This is a genomic window from Comamonas granuli NBRC 101663 (genome assembly GCF_000739995.1).
In the GTDB taxonomy this organism is placed as follows: domain Bacteria; phylum Pseudomonadota; class Gammaproteobacteria; order Burkholderiales; family Burkholderiaceae_C; genus Simplicispira; species Simplicispira granuli.
The window spans coordinates 426,789-443,665 of record NZ_BBJX01000005.1; the positions used below are offsets into that span (position 1 = coordinate 426,789).

The 16,877-nt window shown below is 66.1% G+C and carries 14 protein-coding genes; 7 read left to right on the plus strand and 7 right to left on the minus strand.

Annotation, left to right across the window (positions count from 1 at the left end; all coding sequences use genetic code 11):
• Nucleotides 1–48: 48 nt before the first annotated feature.
• Nucleotides 49–1,560 (minus strand): CoA-acylating methylmalonate-semialdehyde dehydrogenase, encoded by a 1,512-nt coding sequence (locus CGR01S_RS07475; protein ID WP_042424509.1) that lies wholly within the window; start codon nucleotides 1,558–1,560, stop codon nucleotides 49–51.
• Nucleotides 1,561–1,692: 132 nt separating this feature from the next.
• Here CGR01S_RS07475 and CGR01S_RS07480 point away from each other — a divergent pair, with 132 nt between their 5' ends.
• Nucleotides 1,693–2,583: a LysR family transcriptional regulator gene (locus CGR01S_RS07480; protein ID WP_042424511.1), complete on the plus strand. Its 891-nt coding sequence runs from the start codon at nucleotides 1,693–1,695 to the stop codon at nucleotides 2,581–2,583.
• A gap of 150 nt (nucleotides 2,584–2,733) precedes the next feature.
• Here CGR01S_RS07480 and CGR01S_RS17285 read toward each other — a convergent pair whose 3' ends face one another.
• Together CGR01S_RS17285 and CGR01S_RS17085 are read right to left on the minus strand one after the other, a co-directional pair.
• Nucleotides 2,734–3,003, minus strand: coding sequence for a tyrosine-type recombinase/integrase (locus CGR01S_RS17285; RefSeq protein ID WP_439644738.1), 270 nt, complete (start codon nucleotides 3,001–3,003; stop codon nucleotides 2,734–2,736).
• On the minus strand, nucleotides 2,978–3,763 hold the full coding sequence (locus tag CGR01S_RS17085) for a phage integrase N-terminal SAM-like domain-containing protein (protein WP_156967523.1): 786 nt from the start codon (nucleotides 3,761–3,763) through the stop codon (nucleotides 2,978–2,980). Before CGR01S_RS17085 ends, CGR01S_RS17285 begins: the two co-directional genes overlap by 26 nt.
• A gap of 230 nt (nucleotides 3,764–3,993) precedes the next feature.
• On the opposite strand from CGR01S_RS17085, the gene CGR01S_RS16675 reads away from it, so the two are divergent.
• Nucleotides 3,994–6,006, plus strand: coding sequence for an NACHT domain-containing protein (locus tag CGR01S_RS16675; RefSeq protein ID WP_156967524.1), 2,013 nt, complete (start codon nucleotides 3,994–3,996; stop codon nucleotides 6,004–6,006).
• A gap of 331 nt (nucleotides 6,007–6,337) precedes the next feature.
• Here the strand turns inward: CGR01S_RS16675 and CGR01S_RS07490 are convergent, their stop codons facing one another.
• Together CGR01S_RS07490 and CGR01S_RS07495 are read right to left on the minus strand one after the other, a co-directional pair.
• On the minus strand, nucleotides 6,338–6,814 hold the full coding sequence (locus tag CGR01S_RS07490) for a transposase (protein WP_245616769.1): 477 nt from the start codon (nucleotides 6,812–6,814) through the stop codon (nucleotides 6,338–6,340).
• 191 nt (nucleotides 6,815–7,005) lie between these two features.
• Nucleotides 7,006–7,971: a DMT family transporter gene (locus tag CGR01S_RS07495; RefSeq protein WP_169742452.1), complete on the minus strand. Its 966-nt coding sequence runs from the start codon at nucleotides 7,969–7,971 to the stop codon at nucleotides 7,006–7,008.
• Between the two features lie 86 nt (nucleotides 7,972–8,057).
• Between CGR01S_RS07495 and CGR01S_RS07500 the strand changes: the two genes are divergently transcribed.
• Nucleotides 8,058–8,963 (plus strand): LysR family transcriptional regulator, encoded by a 906-nt coding sequence (locus CGR01S_RS07500; RefSeq protein ID WP_042424517.1) that lies wholly within the window; start codon nucleotides 8,058–8,060, stop codon nucleotides 8,961–8,963.
• 18 nt (nucleotides 8,964–8,981) lie between these two features.
• On the opposite strand, the gene CGR01S_RS07505 is transcribed toward CGR01S_RS07500, so the two are convergent.
• Complete coding sequence (locus tag CGR01S_RS07505; protein ID WP_042424520.1) at nucleotides 8,982–11,291, minus strand: penicillin acylase family protein; 2,310 nt, start codon at nucleotides 11,289–11,291, stop codon at nucleotides 8,982–8,984.
• Nucleotides 11,292–11,433: 142 nt separating this feature from the next.
• Between CGR01S_RS07505 and CGR01S_RS07510 the strand changes: the two genes are divergently transcribed.
• A complete protein-coding gene (locus CGR01S_RS07510) occupies nucleotides 11,434–12,468 on the plus strand; it encodes a helix-turn-helix domain-containing protein (protein ID WP_245616770.1) in 1,035 nt (344 codons plus the stop codon).
• Here CGR01S_RS07510 and CGR01S_RS07515 read toward each other — a convergent pair whose 3' ends face one another.
• Nucleotides 12,469–12,963 carry a flavodoxin family protein gene (locus tag CGR01S_RS07515; protein WP_042424525.1) on the minus strand — a complete coding sequence of 165 codons (495 nt, stop codon included), beginning with the start codon at nucleotides 12,961–12,963 and terminating at the stop codon, nucleotides 12,469–12,471.
• A gap of 195 nt (nucleotides 12,964–13,158) precedes the next feature.
• On the opposite strand from CGR01S_RS07515, the gene CGR01S_RS07520 reads away from it, so the two are divergent.
• The 3 genes from CGR01S_RS07520 (at nucleotide 13,159) to CGR01S_RS07530 (ending at nucleotide 16,874) form a co-directional block, all read left to right on the plus strand.
• Nucleotides 13,159–13,665 (plus strand): hypothetical protein, encoded by a 507-nt coding sequence (locus CGR01S_RS07520; protein WP_042424527.1) that lies wholly within the window; start codon nucleotides 13,159–13,161, stop codon nucleotides 13,663–13,665.
• Between the two features lie 15 nt (nucleotides 13,666–13,680).
• Nucleotides 13,681–15,300 (plus strand): GMC family oxidoreductase, encoded by a 1,620-nt coding sequence (locus tag CGR01S_RS07525; RefSeq protein WP_042424529.1) that lies wholly within the window; start codon nucleotides 13,681–13,683, stop codon nucleotides 15,298–15,300.
• Nucleotides 15,301–15,503: 203 nt separating this feature from the next.
• The gene (locus CGR01S_RS07530) at nucleotides 15,504–16,874 is read left to right on the plus strand and encodes a tryptophanase (RefSeq protein WP_042424531.1); all 1,371 of its coding nucleotides are present in this window, start codon (nucleotides 15,504–15,506) and stop codon (nucleotides 16,872–16,874) included.
• The last annotated feature ends 3 nt before the right edge of the window (nucleotides 16,875–16,877 follow it).

Below are 16,877 nucleotides of genomic sequence, written 5' to 3' on the forward strand. Positions count from 1 at the left end.
ATTTTCTTTGAAATCCCTCCCCGCGGGGCGGGGAGGGCAGCCGGGGGCTTACTTCAGGCTGATGGTGGTATTGACGCCCTGGCCCGCGGTGCTGTCGTCGAACCAGCGCGACGTCACCGTCTTGGTCTGGGTGTAGAACAGGATGACCTGCTTGCCGTAGGGGCCCAGGTCGCCCAGCTTGGAGGCGCGCGAGCCGGTGAACGAGAACAGCGGCACGGGCACGGGCACGGGCACGTTGATGCCGACCTGGCCCACGTCGATCTCTTCCTGGAACTTGCGCGCCGCCGCGCCCGATTGCGTGAAGATGGCCGTGCCGTTGCCGTTGGGGTTGGCGTTGATGAACGCGATGGCTTCGTCCAGGTCCTTGGCGGCCACAATGCTCAGCACGGGGCCAAAGATTTCCTGGTCATAGATGGCCATGCCGGGCTTGACGCCGCTGAAGATGGTCGGGCCGACGAAGTTGCCCTTCTCGTAGCCGGCCACCTGGGGCTTGCGGCCGTCGAGTTCCAGCGTGGCGCCGTCGGCAATACCGCGCTCGATCAGGCCCTCGATGCGCGAGAGCGCAGCGCAGGAGATGACCGGACCCACGTCCGTGCCCTTTTCGGTGCCGCCGGACACCTTGAGCGTCTTGGCCTTGGCCACCAGGTCGGGCAGCCACTTCTGGGCTTCGCCCACCAGCATCACCACCGGCAGGGCCATGCAGCGCTGGCCGGCGGCGCCGAACGAGGCACCGGCGATGGCGTTGAGCGTCTGCTCCTTGTTGGCGTCGGGCAGCACGATGGCGTGGTTCTTGGCGCCCATCATGCACTGCACGCGCTTGCCGTTGAGGCTGGCGCGGTTGTACACATGCGTGCCCACCTTGGTGGAGCCCACGAAGCTGATGGCCTTGATGTCGGGGTGGTCGCAGATGGCGTTCACGGCTGCCTCGCCGCCGTGGATCACGTTCAGCACGCCGGGCGGAATGCCGGCTTCCAGCGCCAGTTCGCACAGGCGCATGGTGACCATGGGGTCCTGCTCGGAGGGCTTGAGCACAAAGGTGTTGCCCGTGGCGATGGCCATGGGGAACATCCACAGCGGAATCATGGCCGGGAAGTTGAACGGCGTGATGCCGGCGCACACGCCCAGGGGCTGCAGCAGGGTGTAGGTGTCCACGCCATTGGCCACGTTGTTGGCCAGCTCGCCCAGTTGCAGGTTGCCGATGGCGCTGGCGTGCTCCACCACTTCGAGGCCACGGAACACGTCGCCCTCGGCGTCGGGCAGGGTCTTGCCCTGTTCGGCCGTCAGCAGCGCAGCCAGCTCGGCCATGTTTTCACGGATGAGCTGCTGGAGCTTCAGGAAGATGCGCGCGCGCGCGCCGATGGGGGTCTTCTTCCAGGTCTTGAAGGCTTCCTTGGCCGAGGCCACGGCGGCGTTGATTTCGTCCTGCGTGGCGAAGGGCACGCGCGCCAGCACCTGCTGCGTGGCGGGGTTGACCACGTCGCGCCATTCGGTGGTCTTGGATTCAACAAACTGGCCGTTGATCAGCAGTTTGACGGTGGCAACTTTGACGGCAGCATCCATGGGGGTAGTCTCCTGAAAAGGGCACGGGCACCATGCCCGGATGGCGAGCATCGTAGCTTTGCGATTTTGTAAGCACAATATCCAACATTGCGCACGAGATTTGCAAATATGCACAACAACCGATCGGCCCCCATGGACTGGGACAACCTGCGCTTCTTCCTCGAACTGGCGCGCGCGGGCACGCTGGTGGGCGCGGCCCGCCGCCTGGGCGTGGACCACACCACCGTGGCGCGGCGCATCCAGGGGCTGGAGAAGCAGGTGGACGCGGCGCTTTTCGCACGCGAGGCGCTGGGCCACCGCCTGACCGAGGCCGGGCGCGCGCTGCTGCCGCGCGTCGAGGCCATGGAGGCGGCCTTTCTCGCCGTGCAAAGCGCCGCGCCCGGGGTGGGACCGGGGCTGCACGGCGTGGTGCGCATAGGCACCACCGAGGGCTTCGGCAACCTGGTGCTGGCCGCGCCGCTGGCGCGCTTTGCGCAGCAGCACCCCGGCCTGGTGGTGGACCTGCTGGCTCTGCCGCGCCTGGTGCACCTGTCGCGGCGCGAGGCCGACATCGTCATCTCGCTGGAGCGCCCGGCGCGCGGCCCGGTCATCGTGGTCAAGCTCACGGACTACGTGCTGCAACTCTACGGCGCGCGCAGCTACCTAGCGCAGCACCCGCCCATCCGCACGGCCGAAGACCTGCGCGGCCACAGCTTCATCAGCTACGTGGACGACCTGCTGTTCAGCAAGGAGCTGCAAATCCTCGACGAACTGCACCGCCCCGGCCAGTACGCGCTGCGCAGCACCAGCGTGCTGGCGCAGTTCGAGGCCGTGCGCGCCGGTGCCGGCCTGGCCGTGCTGCCCGCCTTTGTGGCGGCGCAGGACGCTGCTGTGCAACCCGTGCTGCCGGGCCAGGCGCGCTTTACGCGCACGTTCTGGATGAGCATGCCCGCCGAAAACAAGCATGTGGCCCGCATGCAGGCCACCTGGGCGTATCTGCGCGAGGCGGTGGGGCAGCGGCAGGGGGTGTTGAATCCGGGGTGATTGCTATTGAATTGATAGCTGCTTGCGCTTGATGGGTAGGCGCTAGGGATGAATTTCTTTCACATTTTTCCCGTCAGTGCTGTTTTGGCGATGTGAACTGGTGGAATCGACCCATTGCAGTCCTTCCCCCACATTCCGACAACTGGGCCTTCAGTTCTCAAATGCCAGCGCATCCAGTGGGCTGGCCATCCCACCCGCCGCCACCTTCAGCACATGCGTGTAGATCATGGTCGTGGACACGTCCGAATGCCCCAACAACTCCTGCACCGTTCGGATGTCTGTACCTGCTTGCAACAAGTGGGTGGCGAATGAGTGGCGCAGGGTGTGGACAGATACATGTTTGGCAATGCCAGCCTGCATCACCGCCTTTTTCAGTTGCCGGTTCAGTCTTTCTTCAAACAGGTGGTGGCGACGCTCCACGCCCGTTTGCGGGTCCACAGACAGCTTGGCCGATGGAAACACCCAGAACCAAGCCCAGCTCTCGCCCGCCCTGGGGTACTTGCGCTCCAGCGCATGAGGCAGATACACGCCGCCACGTCCCCTGGCGATCCTGCCCCCACACAGCGCGAACCTGAATCAGTTGCGCCCATAACCGGGGCACGAGCGCCCTGGGCAGCATCACCACGCGATCCTTGTCGCCCTTGCCGCTGCGCACAATGATCGCGTGGCGGTCGAAATCCACATCCTTGACCCGCAATCCCAGCGCCTCGCGCAAGCGCAGTCCACTACCGTAGAGCAAGGCAGCCAACAGCGCCTCGGTGCCCGTCATCAGCGAAAGCAGCGCCTGAACCTCCTGCACCGTCAACACCACCGGAATACGCTTGCGTTCTGGTGGGCGGCCAATCTGTTGCATCCAGGGCAACTCCATGTCCAGCACCTGCCGGTATAAAAACAGCAGTGCGTTGAGTGCCTGCTGGTGGGTGGCTGGTGCAACCTGCTTCTCAGTGGCGAGCATGGTCAGAAAACCTTCGACCTCGGTCTGCCCCATATCGCGCGGATGTTGAAACCCACCATGGCTGCGCGCCGCCCACAACACAAACGCCTTGGCCCAGTAGACATAAGCCTTCTCGGTCTGTAGGCTGTAGTGCAGGTAGCGAACCCGTTCGCGCACCTGATCGAGCAGCCGGGCGGACCGGGGAGGTACCCAGTCAGGTTTGTTAGATCTGTTATACCTGTTCATGCATCCAGTGCGATGCTTTACAGGATTGATTTCAAACACTTTTTTTGGGTGCCATGCGAATTTGTTTAACGACTACGGTTGTAGGTATCCGGTGTTTGGTCAGATAAGCCATAAGTTAGCCATCAGAGTCACCCCCTCGCGACCCAACTCGCACATTCAATCACCGCTCAGGCAAAAGCGTCCAGCCTCAACATCAGTCCAAACCAGCCCCCTCGCGGAGACAGCAATCCATGGCAACGAGTCCAGTCGAATTTCTGGCATACGAAATCACAAAAGCCGCGATTTCGGAAATTGTCAAACCCGCATTGACCGCTACGTTCAGCGGACTTCGTTCCCTCTCCACGCAGGCAATCTCTGCATTTGGTGATCGATTCTCCGACTACATTACGATTCAAGCCGAACGGCACTCGCGCCTCAATACAATCGTCTTTGGTCATCAAAAATCTATCGCCGATCTATATATACCCCTCACCTTGATTCCGACGCGACAGACTGACGAGCCTCGCGATGCCGATGAAATCTGCATTGATCGCTTTCATACCAAGCTTCTGCCGGCGGAGACGAGGGTATTAATTACCGACACGGCAGGCATGGGCAAATCCACCCTGTCTAAATTCCTATTCCTTCAAAGTTTGAAGTCAGCATATGCCATTCCCGTCTTTTTAGAACTTCGCCATCTGTCGATCCAAAACACCATTCTGGCTGTCATACAAAGGCAACTTAACGCTTCACCAATTTCAGAGGATGAGCCGAAGTTTGCCAGGCGCCAGGTGGAAAGAATATTCAAAAAAGGCGGAATTATAGTATTTTTCGACGGCTACGACGAAGTGCCGTTCAAGGATCGTGAAACAGTCACCAAAGACATAAAGGATTTCCTTGAAAAATACCCAAATAATACGTATGTCATAACGTCAAGACCAGAGACCGGGTTGCTTGCGTTCCCAACATTCAAGCAGTATGGCATTAGGCCGTTGAAGAAGGACGAGTCTTTTTCTCTCATCCGCAAATACGATCAAGGCAGCGGACGTGCAGAGCAGTTGATCTCCAAACTGACAGGCCGAGATTTTCGCGCAGTTCAAGAGTTTCTCAAGAATCCACTACTCACAAGCTTGCTGTATCGAAGCTTTGAGTACAAGCAGAATGTCCCGATAAAGAAGCATATTTTCTATCGTCAGGTGTTCGATGCGTTGTTCGATTGGCACGATTCATCCAAGGACGGGTACAACACTCGGGAAAAGAAGTCTGGCCTAGACATCGATACATTCCATCGCGTTCTCCGAATCATTGGCTTTGTCTCTGTGATGAAAGGCGAGATAGAAGGCGACACCGACACGGTGCTTGGCTGGATCCGGAAGGCGCGCGACGTATGCAGCACGACCACCTTCTCAGAGAGCGATTTCCTCGATGACTTAATTCGTGCAGTACCTGTATTCATCAAAGACGGAGACTACTATCGATGGTCACACAAATCGTTAGCGGAATACTTTGCAGCACAGTACATATGCACTGAGGGGAAGACACAGCAGGCGCAGGTCCTCTCTGCATTCCTGTCAGCGGGTCGAACAACACGCTTCTCGAACGTCCTAGACCAAATTTATGACATTGACGTCGTAGCTTTTCGTAGTCATCTTATTCTCCCAATGGCGCGCGCCTTTGTGGCGTTTTGGAACTCTGCCTACCGCGGAATCAATCCAGAAATCAGCGCAGCCTCAATCCGCCTACGAAAGGAAGCCTCCTTTGATAGAGCTTTAGTCGTCTTTCTGTTCAACGAAAAGACCTTCACGGACACAGAGACTGAGATTGAAAGAGCCTTGAACGGATTGCCCGGACCCGCGATAAACGTAAATCAATCAGAGTTCAATCTTGTCTTTGTTGATAATCCATCAAAGTCACGACCGCGTCTTGTAGGAATAATTTCCGGATCGTATACAGCTATCCTGGGCATCCTGTCGAGCAAGAAGGACCCACTGGTCAGACGCAGGGAAGCTATCGATCTTCCTCGCGCAAAGGGTCCACCAGCCATTCCCGCCGGTCTGCTCAGATACCGCCTAACGGACGATCCGAGTGCCGAGTGCAACCAACCAGATGTTTTTGACCGATTTACTCACCTGTTGCTCGACTTCAGTCCAGCCATCGATTCAGACAAGATGTTGGCATTTGAAGGCAGCTTTCGCGATTCGGCCAAGTTGTCAGAGTTGGCGGATGAGTTGCTTAGCCCAATGCTCTCAGCCAAGCCCAGATAGCAGATTCGCTTTCGAGTCAGGTCGGCCGCGCGCTGATGGCTAACCCCTCGTATATGGACTCCCCCACAACAGCAAGAGCCTGACCGATTGGTGACCAGGGGGTAAAACACCTGCAGTCGTATATCCGGCATCTGTAGTGGGATCGTGAATGTCCCGTGCCGACATGGAATCTGCGTCACCGCTTCGCCACACGTTACAAGCGACAGGCAAGCTGCCGGAAGAGCTATCGGCGTAGTGCGGTGTGGGAGGAACCCGATGGGCCATGATGGTCGATCATCTCGTCGCAAGTGGTGAATCGGTAAGACGCCTGGCGTGGTGATCCTGGTCGGTGTCAGTGCGGCATCACAAAGCTCTGGCGGTTCTCTTTCATGTTCAACCGGGCTGCTTCATCGAACAGCTTGTGATCGCGCAGCGTCGCATAGCAAATGCGCGCCAGCTTGTTAGCCAGCGCGCAGGTGGCCTTGTTGTGGTTGCTGCGCCCCTGCACATCCAGCGCCCAGCGGCGCACGCCCTGTACCTCCTTGCCCGCCCCTTCGGCCACCTTGGCCGCTCGCAACACACTGCGCGCACCGTGGGTGAGCAGCATGCGCAAGTAGCGGTCTCCCTTCTTGGAGATGCGGCCCAGATAGCGGCTGCCGCCCGAGCTGTACTCGCGGGGCGTCAGGCCAAACCAGCTGGAGAAGTGGCGTGCGTCCGCAAAGTGCGTCACATCCCCCGAGGTGGCTGCCACCATCGCGGTGGCCGTGAGCAGCCCGATACCGGGCACCGACAGCAGCAGGGTGCAGGCTGGGCTTTGCTGGGCGGCCATGCTCAACTGCCGCTCCACCTGGGCGATACGCGCTTCCATTCAAGCCGACGCCGCTTCGCGGTGCAGTTTAATTCAGGTGTTGAGCGTCCGCTCTCACTACCCGTCACCGGTCGCTCTTGGCCAACAGCAGCCAAATCAGCGGTCAATTCCATCCAGTGGCCATGGTTGCTGACCCTGCCGTCCAGCCAAAACTACCGCCGCCCCACCAACAACACCCCCGCCAGCACCAGCGCCGCGCCCCCCAGTTGCGACAGCGACAGCGGCTCGCCCAGCAGCCAGAAGCTGAACAGGATGGTCAGCATGGGCCCCAGGGTGCCCACGAGCACGGTCTTGGCCGCGCCGATGTAGCGGATGGCGGCAGAGGTCATGAATACCGGCAGCACTGTGGACAGCAGCGCCATGCCCAGGGCATGGCCGTACACCGGCAGGGGCTGCACCAGGGCCTGCAGCGGCTGGGTGAGGGTAAAGTGCAGCAGCGTGGCCGCGGTGGAGACCAGCATGGCCAGGGCCGTGAAGCGCGCTGCCCCCAGGCGCCGGATGGCGGGCTCGCTGCCCGCCTGGTAGAGCGCGTAGCACACGGCCGAGCCCAGCACGAAGGCGCCGCCGAGCAGCACCGCGCCCATGTCGCTGGCCAGTTGCAGGTCGTGTGCAAAGGCCAGGCCTATGCCCGCGTAGGACAGCAGTAGCGAGGCGATGTCGCGGCGCGAGGCGCGCTGGCCCATGAACAGCACGCCGATGAGCAGCGTAAGCGTGGGGTAGGTGAACAGGATGAGCCGCTCCAGGCTGGCGGTGATGTAGCGCAGGCCCACGAAGTCCAGGATGCTGGCGCCGTAGTAGCCCAGCAGGCCCAGCACGGCGAGCAGCGCCATGTCGCGGCGCGAGAGCGGCGCCAGGCCGCGGCCCGCCTTCCAGCCCACCCACAGAAAGGCGGGCAGGGAAAACAGCATGCGCAGCGCCAGCAGGGTGACCGAGTCCACGGCCTGGGCCTGGGGCACGGCGTAGGCCAGCTTGACGAAAATGGCCTTGAACGAGAACCCCAGCGCCGCCAGCAGGGCCAGCGCAAAGCCCAGGCGCTGGGGAGACCAGTGAGCCCAGGGCAGGGCCGTGGCGTGCGTGCTGGGCGAATGCGGGGTGGTGCCGGGGCTGGGGGTTTTCATCGTGCCCGCTATGTTGACGAGTTTTGCCGCGTTGCACCATGGTTAATATGGCAAGTCTGTGTTCGCCTTTATCGAATGGTGCCTGCATGAGCTATGACCTGACCGACCTGCGCCTGTTCGTCGCCATGGCGGAGGAGCGCAACCTCACGCGCGGTGCGGCGCGGGCGTTCCTGGCGCCTTCGTCGGCCAGCCACCGGCTGCGCCGGCTGGAGGATGCGCTGCAAACCCCCTTGTTCGAGCGCCAGCCGCGCGGCCTGGCGCTCACGCGCGCGGGTGAGGCGCTTTTGCGCCACGCGCGCCAGGTGTTTGCCTGCATCGAACAAATGCACGCCGAGCTCTCGCCCTTTGCCAGCGGCATCCGCGGCCATGTGAGCCTGTGGGCCAACACGCACGCCACGCACAGCTTTCTGCCCGACGACCTGGCCGGTTTTCTCAAGCAGCACCCGCAGGTCAGCGTGAGCCTGGAGGAGCGCACCAGCACCGAGATCGCCATGGCCGTGGCGCACGGCGAGATCGACGTGGGCGTGCTCGCCGATGTGGGCGGCCAGGGCGCGGGCGTGCTGCTGTGGCCCTACCGGCAGGACCGGCTGGTGCTCATCGTGCCGCAGGGCCACACGCTGGCGCAGCACGCCAGCGTGGCCTTTGCCGAGGTGCTGGACCAGGCCTTCGTCATGCTGCACTCGGGCTCGGCCATCCACACCTTCACCATGAACGCGGCGGCGGCGCTGGGGCGGCACCTGGACGTGCGCATCCAGGTGCGCAGCTTCGAGGCCGTGTGCCGCATGGTGGGCGCGGGCGTGGGCATCGGCCTGGTGCCGCGCAGCGCCGTGCCGCGCGCGGGCCTGAACGACCCGCCGGTGGTCGTGGCGCTGGACGAGCCCTGGGCGCAGCGCGACCTGCAGGTCTGCGTGCGCCGCGGTGCCGAGCTCTCGGGCTTTGCCAGCGCGCTGGTGCAGCACCTGCGCGCCAGCGGCGGCGCGCGGCCGGGCTGAAGGCCGCGCAGCCGCGCTTCAGGGCTGCACGCGCAGGCGCAGCGGCTCGCCCACGCGGGCCTGGAGCACGTCCTCGCGGTGGAAGGGCAGGGTATGCCACTGTTTGCGCGAGAACAGCTTCATCTGGTCCGTGGCGTGGGGCGAGGCGGGGTCGGTGGACTGGCCGTAGGTCAGGATGGCCTGCGCCACGGGGCCGCGCGCGTCGAAGGTCACCGTCTGCACGTAGCTCGTGCCGTAGTCGATGCGCAGGCCCTGGGCGTTGATGGGCGCGGGCTCCTGGCGACCCAGGTTGTTGAGCACGCCCTCGAACTCCTCGCCGCCGTGCAGCGCGATGGGGGCCTCGGTGATGGCCGGGCGCTGCACGCTGCCCAGCGGCGCATCCAGGGCAAAGCCCGCGGCCTGGATGGTCTTGACCGCGCCCTCCAGTGCGCCCCAGACCTTGGCCGCCACAGCGGCATCGTCCATCTTCAGCCCTGCCGGGGTGGCCACGGGCTGCCGTGGGTCAAAGGGCACGCGGTACACGCCGGGGATGCTGCGCGCCGTGCGCCAGAACTCGCGGAACACATGGGCGCCGCGCGCATCCAGCTCGTTGCGCAGGCTCCAGCCCTGCAGGGCGGCGCAGCCTGCGCGCGCCTCGCTGCTGGGCGCCTGGGGGCAGGCGGCGCGCAGGTCGGGCACGATGACCGAGGCCATGAAGTTGCGGTTCTGGAACAGTTGCTCCTGCATGGCCTGCAGCGTGACCTTGCCGCGGCCCAGCATTTCCGGGATTTCGGCCAGGCCTGCGCGGGTGCGCGGGCGCGTCAGGCTGGCGTCGCCCACCAGGGGCGAGATGCCCTCGAACTTCTGCGCCGGGTGCGTGTAGAAGAAGCTGTCGTTGCTGTTGTGCACCCAGTCGCTGCGCACGGCGATGGGCATGCGCTCGATGGGGATCAGCCCCGGCACGGGCGAGCGGCGGTCCTGCTGCCAGGCGCAGTCGGCACGGGCGCCGTTGAGCACCACCAGGCCGGCGGCGGCACGCAGTGCGGCCGCGGGTTTGCTGGGCGCGCAGCGTTCGAGCTGCGCGGCGTCCACGTCGGGCACCACGCTCACGTCGGCGTAGAGCACGCGGCCGCTGCGGTCGGCGGCCAGGGTGTTCACCCAGGGCAGGCCCAGGCCGGCGTGCGCCTGGCGCATGTCCTCCACGGAGCGGGCGCGCGCAAAGGCCAGCGTGGCATCGAGCATGCGCGTGTTGCCGGTGTTGGCGTCGCGCAGGGCGTAGGCGGTCTGGGCGTTCCAGGTCAGGCCGGCGCGCGGGATGACGACCAGCGGCCCCCAGCGCGTGGACCACAGCGTGCGCCCGGCAATGGTGCGCGCCGTCATTTTTTCGGGCTTGCCGTCCACCAGGTAGGTGGTGGGGTCGCCCTCGGCCAGTTGCAGCTCGTACAGCGTGAAGCGCTTGCCCGTGGAGACGGTGTGCGACCAGGCCACGTCCTTGTTGAAGCCTATGGACACCGTGGGGTAGCTGCCGATGCCCACGCCCATCACGTCCATCTGGCCGGGGATGGTGAGGTGCATCTCGTAAAAGCGGTTCGGGCCGCTCCAGGGGAAATGCGGGTTGCCCAGCAGCATGCCGCTGCCGTTGGCCGTCACGTCCTTGCCGAAGGCCCAGGCATTGGAGCCCAGGGGCGAGTCGAGCAGGCCCCGCTCGCGCAGGGCCTGGGCGGCGTCGGCCAGATCCACCGCGGGGGCGCCGGCCTGCGCGGCCTTGGCTGCCGGCTGGGGCGGCTGCGCGCCCAGCATGCCGTCGGCCAGCGCGACGATGCCGGCCTGCGCCGCCGTGATCTCGGCCATGCGGCGGTATTCGGCCAGCGTCATAGGCTGCACCCAGGGCTTGCCGCGGCAGGCCTGGGGCAGGCGCGCGGCGTTGTCGCTCAGGTAGCGGTTGTAGCCCGCCACGTAGCCCTGCGCCAGGGCCTGCGTCGCGGCGCTGGCCTGGCCCCAGGCGCGCTCCAGGGCGGCGTCGTCCATGTGCGCGGCGATGAACAGGTCGATCTGCGCGTTGGGCAGGTAGCGCCGCCCCAGCAGGCCCGTGGCCTTGGCGCCAAAGGTGTGGCTGCGCTGGCTGCGCACGGTGACGAGCTGGTCCGCCGTCATGCAGACGTTGTCCTGCGCGTAGGCATAGGCCACGCCGTAGGCGAGCGCGTGCGGGTCGGGTGCGGTGATGTGGGGAATGCCGTAGGCGGTGCGCTCGATGGTCACGCTGCGCTCGCCCAGGGTGGCGGGGCCGCTGGCGCAGCCCGCCAGGGCGGCGGCCGCGAGCGCGGCCAACAGGCCGGCTGTCTGTTTCATGCTGTTTGTCTCCGTGGCTGTATGGCTGGTGCGTCGTGCCGGCCCGAGCCTGGGGCAAGGGCCGGCACCCTGGCATGCTAGGGCCGCAGCAGGGGCAGCCGTGGCGCCGGTATCGCCATGAATGGTGGCAATATCGCCACCCATGGACCCTATCGACGCCCCGGCCGCACTGCGGGTCGGCATCTTCTGGGATGCCGACTGCATCGCCAGCAATGCCACCCTGGTGGTGGACGTGCTGCGCACCATGAACACCCTGGCCGCCATGCGCGGCCCGGCGGCCCCCCCGCTGGCCTGGGCCTGGCTGTGCCTGCCGCATGGCACGCAGGTGCCGCCGCCGCTGCCCGCCAGCGCGGCGCCCGGAGGCAGCCTGGACGTGCTGGTGCACCCCGGCGCCATGGCCGCCAGCGGCCCGCACCTGCAGGAGATCTGCCTGCGCCAGGCGCGCCACGCCGCGGCGCTGCTGCGCGCCCATACCGCGCGCGGCGCGCCGGTGGCGGCGCTCTTCAATGGCACGGCGCTGCTGGCCGAGTGCGGCCTGCTGCAGGGCCGCGAGGTGGCGCTGCCCTGGGCTTTTGCGCCCTCGGTGCTGCGCATGGCCGGCCAGCACGTGCACTGGCGGCGCGAGCGGCCCTGGCACTGTGACGGCGCGCTCTGGAGCACGGCCTCGCTGGCGCACACCTTGCCCGCCTGGCTGGACCTGCTGGCCGGCACGGACGTGGCCGAACTCGCCCGGGCCGCGGCATCGGTGCTGGATTTCGACGTGCCGCGCCAGCTCACCGCCACGGAGAGCGTGCAAACGCCCACGGGCGAGCCCACGCCCGCGGGCGCGCTGGAGCGCGCCCGGCGCTGGCTGCAGGAGCACCGCCACGAGCCCTACAGCCTGGCCGAGACGGCGCGCGCCGCCGCCACCAGCCCGCGCACCCTGCTGCGCTGGTTTGCCCAGGTGCACGGGCAGACGCCGCTGGACTACCTGCACGGCCTGCGCGTGGCACAGGCCCAGGTGCTGCTGCAGACCACCTACCTCACGGTGGAGGCCGTGGCCCAGCAGTGCGGCTACAGCGATGTGGGGAGCTTCCGGCGCATTTTTGCGCGCCTGGCCGGCGCCACGCCCGGCGCCTACCGCCAGCGCTTTCGCCTGCGCACCAGCCGCCGGCAATGGACGGGCATGCCCCAGTGATCAGAACACGCCCAGCGCCAGCCCGGCGGCCAGGGCCTCGCCCAGGGCGCGGCAGCGGGCCAGCTCCTGCGGGGCGATGTGCTTGGGCGCCAGAATGGCCTCGCGCGTCTGCGCATGCGTGCACACGACCAGCGGCTCGGCCACGCGGCGCAGGCGCCAGCCGGTGGCGATGCGCTCGATCTGCCGCACCGCCCCCTGGCCATCGCTGCCCGCGCACACCAGACAGGCATAGGGCCGGCCGTTCACCTGGTCCAGCACGTCGTAGTAGCATCGGTCGAAGAAGTCCTTGAGCTGCCCGCTCATGGCAGCCAGGTTTTCGGGCGTGGCCAGCACCAGGGCGTGTGCGCCCAGCACATCGGCGGCCTGCGCCTGGGCCGCATGCAGCAGCCGCACGGCCACCGAGCCCTCCTGCGCTGCGCCGTCGCGCACGGCCTCGGCCATCTGGCGCGTGCCGCCAGTCATCGAGTGGTAGACGATGAGCAGGGTAGGGGCCATGGGGTGGAGCAAGAGGGGGTGCGGGAGAGTGTGCGGGGGGGCGCCGGAACTGCCGCCTATTGTGGCGCATGGCCTGCCGGGTTCCGGGCGGGTGCGGGCTGCCCTGGCTGCGGTCTGCGGCATCAAGACAAACCCCAGTGCCCTCTAGGCGGCCACCTCTAGCAGCGGGGCGGGCGGGCGTGCGATAGTTCTGCGATGCAAAGACGAACCCTTTTGAAGCTGGGCCTGGTCTCGGGCACGGTGCTGGCGTTGGCGGGCGGCGCGGTGGCGCTTTTGCAGCCTGGCCTGGTGCAGGGGCGTCTCACGGAGGCGGGCCGGGCGCTGTTCATGGGCGTGGGCCGGGCCATCCTGCAGGGCACGCTGCCGCAGGACGCGGTGGCGCAGCAGCAGGCCCTTGCCGCCATGGCCGATCGCGTGGACACCCTGGCGCAGAACCTGCCGCCGCATGTGCAGGCCGAGCTGTCGCAGCTCGTCGGGCTGCTGGGCAGCAGCGCGGGGCGCCTGGCGCTGGCGGGCCTGGCCAGCGGCTGGCTGGAAGCCGCTCCCGCCGAAGTGGCCGCCGCGCTCGACGGCATGCGCTATTCGCGCCTGCAGGTGCGCCAGCAGGCCTACCAGGCGCTGCACGAGATCGTGGGCGGCGCGTATTTCTCCGACGAATCCACCTGGGCCGTGGTGGGCTATCCCGGCCCCCAGGACATCTGAACCCCCTCCATCCCCATGAGCAAACTACCCGATCCCATCCGTGAGGGCCTGCAGCGCGGCTGGAAAGTGCGGGGCGGTCCCCACGGCGCGGCGCCCGAGACCCTGTCCTGCGATGTGGCCATCATCGGCTCCGGCGCGGGCGCCGGCATCACGGCCGAACTGCTCACGCGCGCCGGCCTGTCCGTGGTCATCGTGGAGGAGGGGCCGCTCAAGAGCAGCAGCGACTTCCGCCAGCGCGAGTCCGACGCCTACCCCCAGCTCTACCAGGAGAGCGCGGGCCGCAAGACCGAGGACAAGGCCATCACCATCCTGCAGGGGCGCTGCGTGGGCGGCTCCACCACGGTGAACTGGACCAGCTCCTTCCGCACGCCGCCGACCACGCTGGGATACTGGGCGCAGCATTTCGGCCTGGCCGACTACACGCCCGAGGCGCTGGAGCCGTATTTCGAGCAGGCCGAGCGGCGCCTGAGCATCTCCTCGTGGCAGATGCCCCCGAACGAGAACAATGAGCTGCTGCGCAGCGGCGCGGTCAAACTGGGCATTCCGGTCGAATCCATACGGCGCAACGTGCGCGGCTGCTGGAACCTGGGCTCCTGCGGCATGGGCTGTCCCACGAATGCCAAGCAGTCCATGCTGGTGACCACCATCCCCGCCGCGCTCGACCAGGGCGCCACGCTGCTGGTGCAGACGCGCGCCGAGCACCTGGAGATGGCCGCAGGCAAGGTGCAGGCGCTCGCCTGCGTGGGCGTGCTGCCCAATGGCGCCGTGGCGGGCGATGCGCAGCGCACGCGCATCACGGCGCGCCACTATGTGCTGGCGGGCGGGGCCATCAACTCGCCCGCGGTGCTGCTGCGCTCCAAGGCGCCCGACCCGCACGGCCGCCTGGGCGTGCGCACCTTTCTGCACCCCGTGGTCATGACGGCGGCGGTGATGGAGCAGCGCGTGGAAGGCTGGGCCGGCGCGCCGCAGTCGCTGTGTACCGACCACTACCTGGGCACGCAGCCCATCGACGGCCCCATGGGCTTCAAGATCGAGGCGCCGCCGCTGCATCCGCTGATCCTGGCGACCACCATGCCCGGCATGGGCCAGGCGCAGGCCGACCTGCTGCGCCAGTTCCCGCACACGCATGTGCTGCTCGCGCTGTTGCGCGACGGTTTCCACGAGCAGGCGCCGGGCGGGCGCGTGAAGCTGCGCAGCGATGGCTCGCCCGTGCTCGACTACCCGCTCACCGGCTTTGTGATGGACGGCGCGCGCCGCGCGCTGCTGGCCATGGCCGAAATCCAGTTCGCCGGCGGGGCGCGGCAGGTGCTGCCGGTGCACGAGCGCGGCGCGCTCTACACCACCTGGGCGCAGGCCAAGGCGGGCATCGAACAGCTCCCCATGCAGCCGCTGCTGGCCAAGGTGGTCAGCGCGCACGTGATGGGTGGCTGCGGCCTGGCGGCCAGCGAGAAGCAGGGCGTAGTGCGGCCCGACGGCGTGCACTGGCAGGTGGAGAACCTCTCGGTGCACGACGGTTCGCTCTTTCCCACCAGCGTGGGGGCGAACCCGCAACTGTCGGTCTACGGCATCGTCAACCGGCTGGCCCAGGGCCTGGTGCAGCGCCTCACGGGGGCGGCACCCCAGATACTGGCCTGATGTACTGAGTTGGCTATTGAAATGATAGCTGCTTGCGCTTGATACATAAGCGCCAGAGTCATTTTTGATGCGGATTTTCGGGCGCGGGATCGCATGCGGTCCGCGCCCGCAATTTTTGGGCGGGTGTTGGAAATAACCGACACCATGGGGTTTTTTGCGGTGCTACCTTTGCGCCCCACAAGAACACCCCGGAGCCCCTACCCATGCCCAAGACCCTGATCGAACCCTTCCGCATCAAAAGTGTGGAACCCATCCGCATGACCACGCGCGCCGACCGCGAGCGCCTGCTGCAGGAATCCAAACTCAATGTGTTCAAGCTGCGCGCCGAGGACGTGTTGATCGACTGGCTGACCGACTCCGGCACAGGCGCCATGTCCAGCCGCCAGTGGGGCGCCATCATGGAGGGCGACGAGAGCTACGCCGGCGCGCGCAGCTTCTACCGCCTGGAAAAGGTGATCCAGGACATCACCGGCATGCCGTATTTCGTGCCCACGCACCAGGGCCGCGCGGCCGAGAAGGTGCTGTTCGCCGCCACCTGCAAGGCGGGCGACCTGGTGCCCAACAACTGCCATTTCGACACCACGCGCGGCAACCTCGAGTCCATGGGCGTGGAGGCCGTGGACTGCGTGGTCGCCGAGGGGCTGCAGCCGGCGACCCTCGCGCCGTTCAAGGGCAACATCGACCTGGAGAAGGTCGAAGCAGTGCTGCAAAAAGAGGGCGCGCGCATCCCCTTCGGCATGCTCACCGTCACCAACAACACGGGCGGGGGCCAGCCCGTGTCCATGGCCAACATCCGCGCCTACGCCGCCTTGCTCAAAAAATACGGCAAGCCCTTCATCATGGACGTGTGCCGCTTCGCCGAGAACGCCATGTTCATCAAGATGCGCGAGAGCGGCTACGAGAACACACCCATCCGCGCCATCGTGCAGGAGATGTTCTCCTACGCCGACGGCGCCACCATGAGCGCGAAGAAGGACGGCATGGTCAACATCGGCGGCTTCATCGTGCTGCGCTCGGACGCGTGGCTGGACGCCGTGAAGAACGGGCTCATCATGATGGAGGGCTTTCCCACCTACGGAGGCATGGCGGGGCGCGACCTCGAAGCCCTGGCCGTGGGCCTGGAGGAGGGCATGGAGGAAGACTACCTGCGCTACCGCCTGCGCACCGCCGAATACCTGGGCGAGCGCCTGGAGGCGGCGGGCGTGGGCTTCGTCAAGCCCACGGGCGGGCACGCGGTGTACATCGACGCCAGGACGGTGCTGCCGGACATGCCCGTGGCGCACTACCCGGCCTGGGCGCTGTGCAATGCGCTGTACCTCGAAGGCGGCATCCGCGGCGTGGAGATCGGCTCGGTGATGTTCGGCAAGCGGCTGGCCGATGGCACCGAGACCTACCACAGCATGGAGTTGGTGCGCCTGGCCTTCCCGCGGCGCATGTACACGCAAAGCCACTTCGACTACGCCGCCGAGGTGATCGCCGAGCTCAAGGACAAGGCCGCCAGCATCCGCGGGGTGAGGATCACCAAGCAGCCGCAGTTCCTGCGCCACTTCACCTGCGAGTGCGACTGGGTGTGAGGC